Here is a 15,098-nt window from a genome sequence, read left to right as displayed (position 1 = left end):
GTAGAATGCCCTGTCATGTCGAACAACCCCGAGGTCCGTGTCATTCGCTCCGCCCGGCGCCGTCGCACCGTCCAAGCCCGCGTTGTTGATGGCGTTCTCGAGGTGCGCATTCCTGCCTGGATGTCGGCAGCAGAAGAACAGAAAGCAGTGGATGAGATCGTGGCGAAGGTGCGCAAGAAGCACACCTCGTCGCAGCGCTCCGATGCCTCTCTCGCCGCCCGCGCACGCACGTTGAACACTCGCTATTTGGACGACCGCGCCACGGTGGGATCCATTCGGTGGGTCAGCAACCAAAAATCCCGCTGGGGTAGTTGCACTACCTCAACGGGAGATATTCGGATTTCTGACCGGCTGCAGGACGTCCCAGACTATGTGCTCGATGCGGTCATCATCCACGAGCTGACACACACCTTCATTCCGGGCCATGGCCCGGAATTTTGGGAGTGGGCCGACCGCGCCCCCAAAGCAGAACGCGCGAAGGGGTACCTCGAGGCCTACCAGCGTTTCCGCTAGTTCTCTTCCTCCGGCCCGTCCTTTTTGTTTTCATCGCCGTCGGCGTCTGCGTCCCCACCAGCGCTGTCGCTGGTGTTATCGCCAGCATTCTCACCGGAATCCTGCTGGCGGAGCATCTCCTCCAGCTTGGAGAATTCTGCCTCAAAGCCCTCATCGGGATTGTCATCGAGCAAACCGTCGATGAAGGAAGCCGGGTTCTCCAAGTGCTCGGCCGTGGGCAGAAGATCCGGATGGTCCCAGGCGGAATCGCGCTTATCGGCGCCCACCGCGACGGTGGCGCGGCGCCACAGCTCAGCGGCGGCCTCCACCTTCGGGGCGTTGAGTTCGATGCCGACGACCTGGGAGAAGGCCTTCTCCGCGGAGCCGCCAGTGGAGCGGCGGTGCGCCCATGCCTCAGTCATTGCCTTTGTGGACGGGATGCGCTCTCCCAGGGCCTCGGTCACCACGTGCTCAACCCAGCCCTCGACGAGCGCTAGGAGGGTCTCCAGGCGGGAAGCGGCTCCCGCGTTGCGCGAGGTGATCCGCGGGGACAGGTCCATGCCTTGTAGCTTATTCATCGCGTCCTGGATGGCCTGCGGGTCACCGGATTCCAGGTTGAGCTCGCGTGTGGCTTCCTCGATATGGGAGGTATCGATGACCAAGCCCATGGCGTATTCCTCGACGGAGGAGACGAGGCGCTCGACCAACCACGGCACATGCTTGAACAGGCGCTGGCGGGCGGCTTCACGGGCGCCGATGTAGACGAGTACTTCCTGGCCCGGAACGTTGAGATCGCGCGCGATGGCCTGAATATTGTGCGGCAAGAGTGCGGTGGTGCCCGCGGGGGAGACCGGCAAACCGAAGTCAGAACCGGTCAGCGCCTGGGCAGCCAGATCACCGAGGGCGTGGCCCAGCTTCATGCCGAAGTTCATGCCGGACATCGAGTTCATCATCGATGTCATCGGGCCCATCATCTCGCGGGCTTCCTCCGGCAGGGATTCCAGCTGCGCGGAATTCATGTGTTCGGCTACCGGAGTGACCATGCGTTGCCACATCGGCAGCGTCTCATCCAGCCACTGCGCGGAATTCCAGGCAGTGACGGTGCCGGACGCGGTGGGCAGGATCGTGGCATCATCCAGCCACAGTTCCGCCAGGCGCACGGCTTCTTGCACGGCGGTGCGGTCCTGCTCGCTGACCTCTTTATCGCGGGAGATCTGCTGGTGTGCGATGCGCTTGGCCAAGTCATAGTTGACCGGGCCAGCACCCTCCGGGGAATTCATGGAGGAACCCATGCCGGACAGCATCTGGCCGAACTGATTCAACAGGTCTCCTAGGCCACCGTTGCCCGCGCTGAAGCCGAAGGCACCGAACGGGTTCTGGTCGCGACGATTGTTGTCATCGTCATCGTCGTTATTGGGGAAGGAAAAACCGAATCCGTTGCTCATGGGCCCTAATCTACTAGGTTTCCTAGCGCGGATTCTAGGACCACGGCAACGCTGAGAGCGAACAGGCACCCCAAGGCTGTAGGCTGATCCTCCGTGAAAACTCCGCAGAACCCCCGAGCCCGCCGCCTGTCCACCCTCACGTGGGGAGCCATTCCGGTGGTGCTGACGGGAGCCCTGCTCAGCATCGACCACATTCCCGGCACCGATATCACCTTGTCCGTTCCCTACGCCGCCGAAGGCCCAGGGCCTACCCTGGATACCTTGGGCGAGGTGGAAGGTGAGCCGGTGGTCAACGTCGAAGCCCCAGAGACGTTCCAACCGAAGGGGCATCTCAACATGACGACAGTCTCTGTGCGCACCAACATGACGCTGGCCCAGGCCCTGGGGCTGTGGCTGTTTACGGATGACACCATCGTCCCCATCGAAAACATCATCCCGCAGGGCAAGACGGATAAGGAAGTCCAGGAAGCCAATCAGCAGGCCTTTACCCAGTCCGAGTCAGCGGCCACGGTCGCCGCCATGGACTATCTGGACAAGCCCGTGCGGATTGAGGTCGCACAAGTCCTCGACGACGGCCCCGCAGCAGGCGCGCTTGACGACGCCGACATCATCACCACCGTCAACGGTGACAAGGTCACGGAGCCTGGCCAAGTGCAAGAGAAGATTCGTGCTCTTCAGCCTGGTGATGAGGTGGAACTAGGTATCGTTCGCAAGGGCGAGAAAAAGACAGTCCGCGTGACTCTTGGCTCCCACCCAGAGCAAGGGGATGTGGCCTTGCTGGGCATCCTCATGACCTCTGTTCCCACCGAGGACATCACCGTGGATTACAACCTGCAGGACATCGGCGGTCCCTCGGCCGGCATGATGTTTACCTTGGCGGTGATTGACAAGCTCTCTAGCGAGGACCTCACCGGCGGGCGCTTCGTTGCCGGCACCGGCACTATTGGTGAGGACGGTGAGGTCGGCCCCATCGGTGGCATTGTGCATAAGGTAAGCGCAGCGAAGGAGGCGGGCGCCGAGCTTTTCCTAGCACCAGCCGACAACTGCGCAGAGGCGGTTAGCCGCGAAACGGGCGACATGGTGGTGGCCAAAGTTCACACGCTGGACGATGCCATCGAGGCCATGCACAACTTCGCCGAGGGAAGTCCCGTCGAGACCTGCGAAGGCTAGACCTTAAGGCAGTTGCGGCCCTAGACCAGGCCCAGCTCCTTGAGGCGCTCTTCCGGATCGTCCTGGTCCGTGGAGATCATCTGCTGCATGATAAGGCCCTCATCGTTATCAACCACGGTGAGGATGGCCGTGTTGCCCAGCATGGACCAGCCCACGACGCGGCTACCGCTGTCCTCGAGGACGCGGGAGCTGCGCAGCTCGGTGAGCACCTGGGTGGTTTGGGAAGCCTTGGTCTTCGACTTGAAGAACTGGAACTGGCCTACCTCCGAGCCGGAGCAGTTGAAGGAATCGGTCACGCCATTGGGATCGCAGCGGTCGAATTGTGCGAAGATCTCTTCCGGCACGAGGCCACCGAAGATCTCATAAGCCTGCTCCACAGAGTCGGTGAACTTGCCGCTGGGCTCAGCGGACTCGCTGGCGTCTTTGTCTTTGTCCTTCCGAGCAGCGGAGCTTCCTACTGTCGCGGATTCATCCTCCGCCTCCGAGCTGTCAGCAGACTCGGACGCGGCGGGAGTAGTCGTCTCGGATTCCTCGGCGGAGGTGGCCGGGGCCGGCGCGCTGGTCTTCTCCGCGGCGGTGGTTGCTTCGCTCGCAGGTGCCGGCTCAGGGGAGGGCACATCGTCCTTCCCACATGCGGTGAGCAGGCAGCCGGTGGCAAGCACGGCCGAAGCTGCGGCGGTGAAGCGGGATGTCAAGCGCACGAGAGACTCCTCTATCAATTGCGTGCCCAGCCCCGAGAGCTGAGCGCTAATGGCCACTGCATTCTGAGTTTAGTCGATTAGAGTATTTCCTCCGGATCCTGCTCCAACCCGTAGCGCAAGGCAGCGATGACCCCCGGTGCCACATTCGGACCACCGCGCAGCTGAATATCATCTTCCGCGAAGGGGCCGGCCTCCGCGAGCTCCTCCTCGGTCGGGCGCAGCTGCAGCAGGGTGAGCTCGGCGCCGTTCTCGTCGAACTCCGCGGTTCCGTCCGCGGAGCTACCGTCCATGGCGGTAGCGCGCAAGACCCCGGAGAAGAGGCGGGCGGGGCGGGCGTCGGCAAGCGCGGCGTCCGAGGTGTCCTTGAACGTGATCTCCTGTGCCAGGATGACCCCGGCGATCTCCTGTGGCCAGGCCAGGCGGGAGACGTAGTCCGCGAGGTGCTCGGAACCCGGCTCGATGCCTTCCGGCAACTCTTGCACCACGAGCGTGAGGGGAGAGGAGTCGTCGACGTCACCGAGCTGTGCGGCCACCAGCTCAGTGGGGACGAGAGCAAAAAGTGTAGGAGGCGCATCCCAGCCCTCGGCGTGGATGAAGTCCACGGCTTCGCGCATGGCCTTGTTGAGCGCGCGGTGTACAGCGGGCTGGGAGGAAGGTTGGGAACTCATAAGCGTCCTTGTTCGTTGACGGTCATAGTGCTTCTCTAGACTAGAAGCTTGATACCTCTATATTCGCACGACACTTGATTGGAGCTGGAGTTGGCTTCCGGACTCAACCGACCCACCGCCCCGATGAAACGTCCACCCAAATTTCTCTCGTGGGTTGTCGCCATCATCGCGGTCCTCTTGTTCATCGGCCCCATGCTCGTGGGCTTTTATACAGATTGGAAGTGGTTCGGCGCGATTGAGTACCGCGGGGTCTTCACCAAGACCCTAGTGACGCGCATCGTGCTTTTCTTCCTCTTCGGCCTCGTAGCGGCAGCCATCACCTACGTGGCAGGCCTCGTGGTCTGGCGGGGACGCGGTGACTCGATGGATATGGCGGATTTCAATTCCCCGGTCTACCAGTACCGCAAATCCATTGAGAGCACGATGAACGTGTTCTTGAAGGTCATCCCGGTGCTCGTCGGTGTCGTCTCGGGCCTGCTGGGACAAGCTAACTGGCGGACCGTCATGCTCTTCCTCAACTCCCACGATTTTGGGGTAAAGGATCCGCAGTTCAACCACGACCTCGGCTTCTACGCCTTCAGCCTGCCAGTGTGGACGATGCTGGTCAGTGCCTTCTCCATGCTGCTGGCAGTGTGCTTCCTCATTGCTTTGGTGGGGCATTACATTCTCGGCGGTATCCGCCTGGGCAACCGCGCCGCTGGCGTGCGTGGTTCGCTATCGAAAGCCGCACGCACCCAGCTGGCCGTGACCGCCGGCCTGTGGATGTTGCTGCAGGTGGCTGGTTACTGGTTGGGCCGCTACCAGCTGCTCTACACCGAGCACTCTCTGTTTACGGGTGGTTCCTACACCGACATCAACGCCTACCTGCCGGCCAAGATCATCCTCATGATCATTGGCGTCTTCGTGGCCGTGGCAATCTTTTCTGCGGTGGTCATTAAGGACCTGCGTATCCCTGGCCTGGCCGTGGTGCTCATGGTTTTGTCCTCGTTGGTCATCGGCCAGGGTTGGCCGCTCATCATGGAGCGTTTCTCCGTTAACCCGAACCGTCAGGCCAAAGAGGCGGAGTCCATCTCCCGCAACATCGAGTCCACTCGCTTTGCCTACGGCCTCACCGATGACAAGGTGACCTATGAGGAGAACTGGGGCGCGGAGGACGTCGCCGATGACAAGGTTGCTTCCGATGACTCCACCATTTCCAACCTGCGCCTGCTGGACCCGGACATCTTGGCGCCGACGTTTACTCAGATGCAGCAGCTGAAGAACTTCTACGGCTTCCCAGAGACGCTGGCGATGGACCGCTATGAAATCGACGGCGAGCTGCGTGACTTCGTGGTTGCTGCCCGCGAGCTGGATCCGAATGAGTTGCAGGAAAACCAGCAGAACTGGATTAACCGCCACACCGTGTACACCCACGGCAACGGCTTCATCGCCGCGCAGGCCAACACGGTCGATGAGGTGGCGCGTGACGCCGGTTCCGCCCGTGGTGGCTTCCCCATCTTCACGGTGGCGGACCTGCAGACCCAGGCAGGCGAGGACGCTGAAGGTGAGGGCGAGACCCAGAGTGCTGAGGAGTCTCTCGGCATCAAGGTGGACCAGCCGCGCATTTACTACGGCCCGGTGATCGCCAGCGCACAAGACGGCATGGATTACGCCATCGTGGGCCAGACCGGCGATGCCGCCGTGGAGTACGACACCGATACCTCCACCTACACCTACGACGGTAAGGGCGGCGTCGATATCGGCAACATTGTCGACCGCACCGCGTTTGCCCTGAAGTACCAGGAACTGAACTTCCTGCTTTCGGACCGCGTGGGCTCGGAATCCAAGCTGCTCTATGACCGCGATCCGCGCGAGCGCGTAGAGAAGGTCGCCCCGTGGCTCACCACGGATTCCTCCACCTACCCGGCCGTCATCGATGGTCGCATCAAGTGGATCGTGGATGGCTACACCACCCTGGATTCCCTGCCGTACTCGCAGCGCACCTCCCTCACAGAGACCACCCAGGACACGCAGAACCCGACGGGTACGACGCAGCGTTTGGTCAACGATCGGGTGGGCTACATCCGTAACTCGGTCAAGGCGACTGTCGACGCCTACGATGGCACCGTCGATCTCTACGAGTTCGACACCGAAGACCCCGTGCTCAAGGCATGGGAGGGTGTCTTCCCGGGCGTCGTCAAGCCCGAGTCGGAGATTTCCGACGAGCTGCGTCAGCACATGCGTTACCCGGAGGACATGTTTAAGGTACAGCGCAACCTGCTGGCCAAGTACCACGTGGACGACCCGGGCGTCTTCTTCAACAACGACGCCTTCTGGTCAGTGCCGGAAGACCCGACCGCGGGCGAGGCTCAGGGCCTGAACCAGCCGCCGTACTATGTGCTGGCTTCCGACCCGGAGACTAACAAGCCGAGCTTCCAGCTCATCACCTCCTACCGCGGTCTGAACCGCCAGTTCCTCTCCGCACACATGGCGGTGTCCTCGGACCCGGACACCTACGGTGACATCACCGTGCGCGTGCTGCCGACGAACACCCAGACCCAGGGCCCGAAGCAGGCCCAGGATGCCATGATGTCTTCCGACCAGGTGGCGCGTGACCGTACCCTGTGGGAAGGCTCGAATGATCTGAAGAACGGTAACCTGTTGGCCCTGCCGGTGGGTGGGGGAGAGATCCTCTACTTGGAGCCGATTTACTCGCAGCGTAAGGGCCAGGAATCCGCGTTCCCGAAGTTGCTTCGCGTGCTCGTTTCCTACAAGGGCCGAGTGGGCTATGCGCCGACGATTGGTGAGGCCCTAGAGCAGGTGGGCATCGACCCGAAGGCCGCCCAGGACATCACCGAGATTGAGGGTGACTCCGGCACGAAGGCGGAGAAGGGCGAGCAACCTGCCGATGACGATAAGAAGGACGAAGAAAAGGACGCCGAGTCTTCCGCGCCGGCATCCGCGCCGAAGGCCTCCGACGAGGGCGAGGCTATCGACGCCATCAACAAGGCTCTCGATGGCGTGGACAAGGCCAAGAACGGCTCCTTCGAGGAGTACGGCAAGGCTCTGGACGAGCTGGATAAGGCAGTGGAGGACTACCGCTCCCTGCAGTCTCAGTAATTCCGGACTGGCGCCGGTGCAAAAGCCCGGCGCCCGACCGTGAAATGGCGCCTGCCCAGGGGATTTGGGTAGGCGCCAAGGTGTCTGTATAGTTACATCCGTCGCCGGCACACAGGGGATTAACCGCAGTGTGCTGAAGCGCTTGATGTATGGAAGTGCATCTCGACGCGGGGTGGAGCAGCTCGGTAGCTCGCTGGGCTCATAACCCAGAGGTCGTAGGTTCGAATCCTGCCCCCGCTACCAACTTCCGGAACCCCATCAGTCAACATGGCTGGTGGGGTTCTTTTTCATTTTCCGCGGTACGCGGAGCTTAATGGATAGAGTGGGTTCACATCTAAAACGCACGGTAATGGAGGATTGTCATGTCTGCTTCGGCTCCACGAGTCTTACTCCTTGGTTTTGGTGCAATCGGACGTCAATTGGTGACACTTTTTGATCCATCGGAATTCGAAGTCAGTGCATTTGTTCGTGATGCTGCCCCGCACCGAGAACGCGGCGCCTTGGGAGTATCGCTTCACAATGACAACCTTCTAGAGCTCATCGATGCCCACGATATCGTGGTTGAATGCGCGGGCGTTGCGGCGGCGAAAGAACATGGACCGGCAGTGATTACACGCGGCAAGGATTTGGTGCTGACCTCGGTAGGCGCTTTGGCCGATCCTGACGCGCGCCAGGCGCTGCTGTCTGGACCCGGGAAAGTGCATGTTACCTCCGGTGCGATCGGCGGCTTCGATTTGTGGGCAGCATTGGCAGAGTCGAATGCCGTGGACACCGTAAAGATTCGAACGACCAAGAATGCGGAGTCTCTCATTCAAGGCTGGATGAATGATGATGAGCGCGCTCAATTAGAAAACGCAACAGAACCGTTTGTACTTTTCAGCGGCAAGCCTAGTGACGCGATTGCAAAATTCCCCGGCAACGTCAATGTTTCCGTCGCTCTTGCTTGGGCAACTCGCGGCAGAGGCTCCAGCGATGACGAGTTGCTTGCGCGATCGCTTGAGCGCGTATCGGTGGAACTAGTTGCTTCTCCGAATCTGATTAAAACACGCCATGACATCGAGGTATCCGGCTCTGCTGGCACTTTCTCTCTGGTTAGCGAATCCTCTCCGCATCCCGTGAACCCCAAAACCTCCGCGATCACGGCGTTGTCGGTTGCACACACTTTGAGACAGGCGGTGGGGTCGCTTCAGTAGCGGAGGGCTCTGCCCTACAGGGTGGAGTACTACGTCACGACAGTCACCGTAAATAAGCCCGCCTTGAAGATTCGGGGCTCTATTTACCGTGAATGACGTTCGTGGTCAGCGGGGCTAGCGGTTGAGGCTCCTGATAACAACAACCAGAGCAACGACGAGGCCGAGGAGGACGAGGAGCCCGAGCCCTACCAAGAGGAAGGGGAAGCCGGAGAAGAGCGATGAATCATCGTTGTTTTGCGCGCGGTTCTCCGTGTCTTCTTTAGCGTCTTTTTCCGCTGGTGCAGAGGGCTTCTCAGTCTCAAGTTTGACTGGTGCGAAGGTCGGCTCCGGAACGGGATCCCCCACGGCGTCCGCAACGAGGTCATAGGTCAGCACGGGAAGCTGCGTGTTTTCGTCGATTTCTTGGTCGGTGAGGAGCTTCTCGTAGTTGACGGCGATGTATTGCTCGCCGCCCTGCCATACTTTCTTGATGTCCGGCGTTCCTGAACCATCGTCGTGCGAACCGCCGTAGCGGTTGGCAAAGAGGATAGGAGCTGGGTAGCTGAAATCGATTGTGCCGTCTTTAATTACGACGGCGCGGGAACCCTCCAGATTAATCTTTGCGCGTGCTTCGTTGTAGCCAGAAAGAACGAGGGAGTCACCCGGCCCATTGTTGTCAAAGTCATCGGCCTCTTCGACCATGGACACCTTGCCTGCGAGCTGCTGGCCGTGCTCGACAGGTATGCGGTAAAAGTGCGTCTCGCCGGGGACAATTTGTGCGCGCACCGGCTGCTGCGGGGTGAGCTCAGCTGCGTCGGTGAACCACGTTCCGGGAGTAATCTCGGTGGGGTCACCGGAAGCCGTGACGGTGTCTGGTTCAGTCTTTTCTTCGGCCGGATCTGGTTGTCCGTTCATATCCGGCTCGCCAAAGCGGGTGATGGTCACTTCCGCGCCCAACTCTTCGTCCTGCTTCCAGTCACCATTTCTTTCGATGGTGAAGACAAGTTCTTCGGAGTCGCACCCGTCTTCACCGCCTTGGGTGCTATACAAGGTCGCTGTTTGGTATTGGTTCGGGCCGAGGTCATTAGCGGTAGCGGTGTCGAGCTCGCAGGATAGTTCAGCTGCATCAATACCTAAGTGGAATGATCCGCCTTTTCGAAAGTTGTTGATGCTGGGAGTTTGCGTGGTGGTAGCGCTGACCACCACGCGCTCGCCTTCAGCAATCGGAGTGCTAAAGAATGTCTCGGATTCAGCCGAGTGGCCTTTACCTTCCGTCGGAAGAAGAGTGGTGGAGAAAGCCTCTACCTCACGGTCTACCTTGGCGGGAGAGCCTTCGGTTTTGCCGCCTTCGATCTCCTCTAGGTTGGACTCGTAGGCGTTGAAGGTGCGCGGGGCCGCACGGTTCAGCTCCTTGGCCAAGCTATCGGCGTCGGAGGCGTCGGCGTAGGTGCCGCCGGTGGCGTCGGCAATGCACTGCAGTTCCTGCTGTGCTTCAGGTTCCACGTTGAAGCCGACGGTGTTGATGACTAGGTCGATGCCCTGCTCTTTCAGTTCCTTCGCCACATCGCAGACTGGTGGCGGGGTACAGGTGGCAACGCCATCCGAGACCAAGATGATGCTGCGCTGGCCTTCCTTTGGTAACTCAGCGGCGGCCTTGCGCAGAGATTCACCGATGGGCGTAAAGCCGCGCGGTTGCAGGCCGTCCATGTGGGCGATCATCTTCTCAGAGTTGCCGGCCTCGGGTGGTGTGACCACGGTGATGTCCTGGCAGCCGGCCGCCTCATCTTCGGGGGCCTCGCCGGTGTTGCCGCCGTAGGTGACAAGCCCCAGAGGGGCGTCGTCACCAGCCTCCGTGATGAAGGTGCGGGCGGCATCTTTGGCGGCATCAATGCGCGTCTGCCCGCCGGCATCGTTGGTGATCATCGAGCCGGAGGAATCGAAGACCACCATGGTTGGGGTCATGGTGCTGGAAGAAGAACTGGGGGCATTCGTCTCATCTTCAGCAGAGGCTACTGGAAGGAGACCTGATACAACGGCAAGAGCGGTTGTTCCAAGAACAGCGATCAACGCCGTTAACAGGGGCGTTAGAGAGAAGCGTGACGTGTTTTCCATGTGAGCCAAGCTACATTGAACGCCTGCGTGCCGCTTGCCTTCGAAAAGGCGGTGGGGAATATCCCCCGAGCTACCTGCATGATTCTTCTTTAAAGTCGCCCCCATGACAGCAGAAGATGACTTTTATGCCCTGAAGTATTCCTTCGACGGTGTCCCCACGCGCCCGATCATCGACTTTGCGGAAAGCTCCCGCCCAGATTCGCCTACCACCTCCAAGCTGTGCGGAACCCCGTACCTGCCAGAGCACGAACCGTACCCCGAGTACGACGACGAGCCCATGTTCTTTATTGCCCAGTTCAACTTCGCTGAGTTTGAACCGCTTCCCGGTTTCCCTACCTCCGGCCTCCTTCAGCTTTTCGTACCCGGTGAGTACGGATGGGGAATGGAACTATGTAGCAAGTATGTGGCGACAGGTGAACGCACTTCCACGCCCTTCGCCCGATACCTTGAAGACATCTCCGCCCCACACGTAGGCGAGGTGCCGGAGGAAGTAGAGGATTCAGGAGAGCACCCAGCCGAGGAACCGCTGGAGGCTACGACTATCGACGGGAAGCTGAGCGAGCTGAGCGTTACCGAAAACGCGCACGAGTTCGGCCGCACCGCCTTTTGGAACAACGACCTTAGGGCTCTCCTGCGGCGCGGCGAGGACCTGGTGGATGTTCACACATACGGCTGGGACATTATCACGCGGCGCGTTATCGACGGGGAAACCACAATCGAGGCGACCAAGCTCCCCGGCGACACTAAGGCCGGCCAGAAGGAAATGTTCGATGAGATTGTGGCCCGCGTTGAAGCCGAGGGGTTCAGCGTTGATCCCACCGCTGAGGAATCAGAGGAGCGCGTAAACCTCGAGGACGGGCAGTGCGAGGTTCGCCTCGGCGGCTACGCTACCTACTGGAACCCCAGCAAACTTCCTATTAGCGATGAACACATCGCACTCGCGACGGTGGATAATGGTGGCACATTCGAATGGGGTGATGGAGGAATCGGAAACTTCTACATCCACCCCGAGGATCTCGCCGCACGTAACTTCGACAAGGTTCTCTTCGACTGGGACTGCGGCTAAAGCGGCTGCCATCCCTATCGCTCATCCAGCGCCCGCAGATAAAACCACCGGATCAGTGCGCGCCGGGGAATATCGAGCAGCGGGCGCAGGAAGGTTAGGTGGGCGGGCTGGGAGGAGGCGTCGACAAGCAGCAGCGTGCGCCCATCCCGCAGGCGCTCCAGCGTAAAGGTTTCCTCGCCGCGCTCGATATGGCCGGGTAGGGTGCCGTAGGTAAAACCGCAGCGTCCCTCCTCGTGGAACACATCCACCACTCGGCAGCGAAACTCCCACGGCCCCAACCCGAGGCCGACCTCCGCGCCTTCTTCCACCGTGGCGTGGCTCGGGCGAACCCGAAAAAGACCGCTGCGCTGCAGGCCCCAGCGGAACAGTTTGTCTGCGGCAATATCGAAATCGGCGTCTATGACACGGGACATGTGTAGCTGCGGGAAGCCCTCAGCGGAGGAATAGGACAGTGGCTCAGGCATGGGGCTTAGCCTAGTCAAACGGCCTTTAGATGATGCTTGAGAAGAGTAAAATAGGGTGTATGCAGGAGAAACAGCAACGCCTTATCGTTCCCGATTTAGCGCGCGGCACGGCGCTGTTGGGGATTGCCATGGCGAACGCCGTGCAGAGCTGGGTTGTGAACGAGTGGTCCTTGGGGCCCAGCTCCACCGTGGGTGGTGTGCGCCCCAGCAGCACTTTAGACATTTTCTCCGCGGTGTTCACCGGCATGTTTGTACGTGTGCGAGGCCTGCCCATGTTCTGCATGCTGCTGGGATTCGGCATTGGTCTCATTGCTGCGAGCCTGCAGCGCAAGGGCTACACCACTACAGAATCACGGCGCGTACTCATCCGCCGCTACGGCCTGCTGGCGGTCTTTGGTCTGGCGCATGGCTTCGTGCTTTTCGACGGCGACATCATGCTGGTCTATGGCCTCATGGGCATCGCTCTGGCGTGGTGTTTTACGCTCTCGACGCGCACTCTGCGGCGCATTGCCTACTGGTTCTTTGGCGGCTATGCGGCTTTCGCCGGTTCGGGTGCATTGGGAGCCTATTTTGGTTACTTCAATCCTCTGCCCAGTTCGCGGCCGATGACCGGTGAACTTGTCACATTCGGCGACTATTTCGCCCGCAACCTGCGCGGTGAGGTTGCTGCCTTGGGGCAGGTCCCCATCGTCTTCGTGGGGCTAGTAGGCGCTTTGCTCATCGGGTACATCTGGGCGCGGGAGGGCGTGCTGGCCAACGTTTCTGCACACCGCCGCACTCTCATCACCTGGGTTGTCATTGCAGGCGCGGTCATCGTCTTTGTGGGGCTTCCGTGGGGTCTTACTGCCGCTGGTGTTTTACCAATCGAACTGGAACCAGTGTTCTTCATGCTGAACCAGGCTTGTGGCTTTCTTACTGGTCCTGGCATTCTGGCGGTATTGGCACTGCTCACGGAGAGACTCGACAACCGGGTCCCCGGGTGGGCCTATGCTTTCGTGGCGCTGGGCAAGCGCTCGATGTCGGGCTACATTGCGCAGTCGGTCTTCTTCATCATTCTGGTTACCCCAGCTGGCTTCGGGCTCGGTGCGGATGCTTCGGTGAGCGGCAAGCTTGGTATCGGTCTGCTGGTCTTTGTCCTGACGCTGCTTCTCGCTGCTCTGCTTGAGGCTTGGGGCAAACCTGGCCCGTTCGAGTGGGCGCATCGCCGGCTGGCGTACGGTCCAACGGGCCGCATCGAGCCTAAATCAGCACGTACACCGGCCTGATGTTGGTTTAAGCGGCTGATTCCTCACACAGGAGCCAACCGCAGAGCTCCTTTTGGGCGCGGTCGACGCCTCCGGGGTAGCTCTCCTCGAGCTCCAGCTTGACGTTATCAAAAATGCGCTCTGAGATAAGCTCCGCGCGTTCTCTGCTCAGCTTCCCCTGCAGTTCGTCGAGCGGCACCTTGAGTTCCGTATAGGGACTGGGACGGAAGTACCACGACCGCATGTCGTCCGAATAAACGACGATAATCGTCTTCGTCAACTGCGATTCCAGCACAACATTCCCAAACACCAGCGATGTCAGCGTCTTTGATTCCATGGCCGCGAGTGTAGACCGCTGATACCGGTTACGTTGTGCTGGAAAGAGAGAAGACCCAGAACCAACTAGTTCTGGGTCACCGGGGAATTGAGCGGCTAGCGGTGGAGGCGTGCGTTGTAGATCGAAACACCCTTGGAACCCGGGGAAACGATTCGGATACTGACGTACTCGAGACCGCTGATATTAATCGGGCCGGCACTGATGCTTTCGCCAGGCCTAACAACGTAGGTCTTTGCATACTCGTTCTCGGCTCTGCCAAGGTAGACCTTGATCACAGCCTGTTGTGCTGATGGGTCGCGCTTGACGTTTTCGTCCCAGGCGGCGTTGAAGGTCAGTGTCTTGTAGTTGTGCCTATCTAGAAAATCGCGGGCGACAGATGCATCGCCGTTTGCATTTGCGGTTGCACGAGCCGCGTTGCCTTGGATTGGTTTTCCAGCGACAGTGATTGATTTGACAAAATCAACCTTATAGCCACCGAGGAAGAAATCTGGGTCGATGAACTCGTCCCCGATTCGCTGCTCCGTTGCGGGTGGGGTGCTTGGCTTCGAGCTTCCTAGTGTGGAAGCGGCACCAGTGATGAGAGTAATGATTGCGATGATTGCAGCAACAAGTTGCGGCAAGGCCTGGATCATCCGATTGAGGTTGGGCATGACAGCTCCTTGAGAGAGAAGAGAATTTGCCAGTATGTGGCAGATTTATAATGCCCCCTGTGTGATTGCTGTGCAATAGCTTGGGGGATCAACTTTAAGGCTTGTTACCTGAGGGGCGTGAGTTTCATGATTTGCGGCCAGTTACGTTGAAAGGTCTATTTTCGAATCCCCCCGGGGGTGGGCTTTAGGCGGCGGCGACGGGCTGGATGGAAAGGTAATTCGCATCGCCCGCGCAGCCTTCGAGGCCTTCGGCGCGGATGAAAGCGCTGGCGGTTTCGCCGGGTGGGTACACACGCAAGCCGTCGGCTGTCTGGGGCTGGCAGGAAGCGGGGTCGAGGACGCAACGTTGGTCATCTTGAGGCCGCGCGGCCGACTGGCCGGGCGTGAAGCGTGACGGTTGTTGCTTCCTTGCCGGTTTCGCGCACGGCGGCAGCGCCAAGCTGGGTGCCGTCGTCGTTGGCGACGGCGGAACACCGGG

At 60.1% G+C, this 15,098-nt stretch carries 13 protein-coding genes and 1 tRNA gene; 7 read left to right on the top strand and 7 right to left on the bottom strand.

Annotated features, from left to right (window positions below; translation table 11 throughout):
• Positions 1 to 15: 15 nt before the first annotated feature.
• Positions 16 to 513, top strand: a complete 498-nt coding sequence (locus FME68_RS11780) for a M48 metallopeptidase family protein (RefSeq protein WP_158397668.1) — start codon at positions 16 to 18, stop codon at positions 511 to 513.
• Here FME68_RS11780 and FME68_RS11775 read toward each other — a convergent pair.
• A complete protein-coding gene (locus FME68_RS11775) occupies positions 510 to 1,937 on the bottom strand; it encodes a zinc-dependent metalloprotease (RefSeq protein WP_158397667.1) in 1,428 nt (475 codons plus the stop codon). The genes FME68_RS11780 and FME68_RS11775 overlap by 4 nt on opposite strands.
• Positions 1,938 to 2,030: 93 nt before the next feature.
• Between FME68_RS11775 and FME68_RS11770 the strand changes: the two genes are divergently transcribed.
• A complete protein-coding gene (locus FME68_RS11770; RefSeq protein ID WP_328287844.1) occupies positions 2,031 to 3,107 on the top strand; it encodes a YlbL family protein in 1,077 nt (358 codons plus the stop codon).
• 20 nt (positions 3,108 to 3,127) lie between these two features.
• Here the strand turns inward: FME68_RS11770 and FME68_RS11765 are convergent, their stop codons facing one another.
• The gene (locus FME68_RS11765; RefSeq protein WP_328287843.1) at positions 3,128 to 3,808 is read right to left on the bottom strand and encodes a beta-N-acetylglucosaminidase; all 681 of its coding nucleotides are present in this window, start codon (positions 3,806 to 3,808) and stop codon (positions 3,128 to 3,130) included.
• A 77-nt stretch (positions 3,809 to 3,885) separates the two neighbouring features.
• A complete protein-coding gene (locus FME68_RS11760; RefSeq protein WP_158397666.1) occupies positions 3,886 to 4,476 on the bottom strand; it encodes a PPA1309 family protein in 591 nt (196 codons plus the stop codon).
• 123 nt (positions 4,477 to 4,599) lie between these two features.
• On the opposite strand from FME68_RS11760, the gene FME68_RS11755 reads away from it, so the two are divergent.
• From FME68_RS11755 to FME68_RS11745, 3 genes are all read left to right on the top strand, one after another.
• Positions 4,600 to 7,575, top strand: a complete 2,976-nt coding sequence (locus FME68_RS11755) for a UPF0182 family protein (protein WP_158397665.1) — start codon at positions 4,600 to 4,602, stop codon at positions 7,573 to 7,575.
• Positions 7,576 to 7,741: 166 nt separating this feature from the next.
• A tRNA-Met gene (locus FME68_RS11750) sits at positions 7,742 to 7,818 on the top strand.
• A gap of 119 nt (positions 7,819 to 7,937) precedes the next feature.
• On the top strand, positions 7,938 to 8,768 hold the full coding sequence (locus tag FME68_RS11745) for an aspartate dehydrogenase domain-containing protein (protein ID WP_158397664.1): 831 nt from the start codon (positions 7,938 to 7,940) through the stop codon (positions 8,766 to 8,768).
• Positions 8,769 to 8,882: 114 nt separating this feature from the next.
• Here FME68_RS11745 and FME68_RS11740 read toward each other — a convergent pair whose 3' ends face one another.
• The gene (locus FME68_RS11740; protein ID WP_230308995.1) at positions 8,883 to 10,709 is read right to left on the bottom strand and encodes a vWA domain-containing protein; all 1,827 of its coding nucleotides are present in this window, start codon (positions 10,707 to 10,709) and stop codon (positions 8,883 to 8,885) included.
• A 253-nt stretch (positions 10,710 to 10,962) separates the two neighbouring features.
• Here FME68_RS11740 and FME68_RS11735 point away from each other — a divergent pair, with 253 nt between their 5' ends.
• Positions 10,963 to 11,925, top strand: coding sequence for a YwqG family protein (locus FME68_RS11735; protein WP_158397662.1), 963 nt, complete (start codon positions 10,963 to 10,965; stop codon positions 11,923 to 11,925).
• Positions 11,926 to 11,939: 14 nt separating this feature from the next.
• On the opposite strand, the gene FME68_RS11730 is transcribed toward FME68_RS11735, so the two are convergent.
• On the bottom strand, positions 11,940 to 12,389 hold the full coding sequence (locus FME68_RS11730; RefSeq protein ID WP_010189130.1) for a DUF1990 family protein: 450 nt from the start codon (positions 12,387 to 12,389) through the stop codon (positions 11,940 to 11,942).
• A 59-nt stretch (positions 12,390 to 12,448) separates the two neighbouring features.
• Here FME68_RS11730 and FME68_RS11725 point away from each other — a divergent pair, with 59 nt between their 5' ends.
• Entirely contained in the window at positions 12,449 to 13,654 is a 1,206-nt protein-coding gene (locus tag FME68_RS11725) for a DUF418 domain-containing protein (RefSeq protein WP_230308994.1), read from the top strand.
• 7 nt (positions 13,655 to 13,661) lie between these two features.
• Here the strand turns inward: FME68_RS11725 and FME68_RS11720 are convergent, their stop codons facing one another.
• Together FME68_RS11720 and FME68_RS11715 are read right to left on the bottom strand one after the other, a co-directional pair.
• Complete coding sequence (locus FME68_RS11720; protein ID WP_158397660.1) at positions 13,662 to 13,970, bottom strand: hypothetical protein; 309 nt, start codon at positions 13,968 to 13,970, stop codon at positions 13,662 to 13,664.
• Positions 13,971 to 14,065: 95 nt separating this feature from the next.
• Complete coding sequence (locus FME68_RS11715; protein ID WP_158397659.1) at positions 14,066 to 14,620, bottom strand: hypothetical protein; 555 nt, start codon at positions 14,618 to 14,620, stop codon at positions 14,066 to 14,068.
• Positions 14,621 to 15,098: the final 478 nt, after the last annotated feature.

The organism is Corynebacterium hiratae (genome assembly GCF_009708045.1).
Lineage (GTDB): Bacteria > Actinomycetota > Actinomycetes > Mycobacteriales > Mycobacteriaceae > Corynebacterium > Corynebacterium hiratae.
The sequence above is the reverse complement of the archived record's forward strand: the minus strand, read 5'-3'. Positions and strand labels throughout refer to the sequence as shown.

Bases quoted from the DNA above. Each gene is read 5' to 3' on its own strand.
- FME68_RS11755 (WP_158397665.1), top strand. From the start codon at position 4,600: ATGAAACGTCCACCCAAATTTCTCTCGTGGGTTGTCGCCATCATCGCG.
- FME68_RS11735 (WP_158397662.1), top strand. From the start codon at position 10,963: ATGACAGCAGAAGATGACTTTTATGCCCTGAAGTATTCCTTCGACGGT.
- FME68_RS11720 (WP_158397660.1), bottom strand. From the start codon at position 13,970: ATGGAATCAAAGACGCTGACATCGCTGGTGTTTGGGAATGTTGTGCTG.
- FME68_RS11780 (WP_158397668.1), top strand. From the start codon at position 16: ATGTCGAACAACCCCGAGGTCCGTGTCATTCGCTCCGCCCGGCGCCGT.
- FME68_RS11760 (WP_158397666.1), bottom strand. From the start codon at position 4,476: ATGAGTTCCCAACCTTCCTCCCAGCCCGCTGTACACCGCGCGCTCAAC.
- FME68_RS11740 (WP_230308995.1), bottom strand. From the start codon at position 10,709: ATGACCCCAACCATGGTGGTCTTCGATTCCTCCGGCTCGATGATCACC.
- FME68_RS11775 (WP_158397667.1), bottom strand. From the start codon at position 1,937: ATGAGCAACGGATTCGGTTTTTCCTTCCCCAATAACGACGATGACGAT.
- FME68_RS11715 (WP_158397659.1), bottom strand. From the start codon at position 14,620: ATGCCCAACCTCAATCGGATGATCCAGGCCTTGCCGCAACTTGTTGCT.
- FME68_RS11745 (WP_158397664.1), top strand. From the start codon at position 7,938: ATGTCTGCTTCGGCTCCACGAGTCTTACTCCTTGGTTTTGGTGCAATC.
- FME68_RS11725 (WP_230308994.1), top strand. From the start codon at position 12,449: ATGCAGGAGAAACAGCAACGCCTTATCGTTCCCGATTTAGCGCGCGGC.
- FME68_RS11730 (WP_010189130.1), bottom strand. From the start codon at position 12,389: ATGCCTGAGCCACTGTCCTATTCCTCCGCTGAGGGCTTCCCGCAGCTA.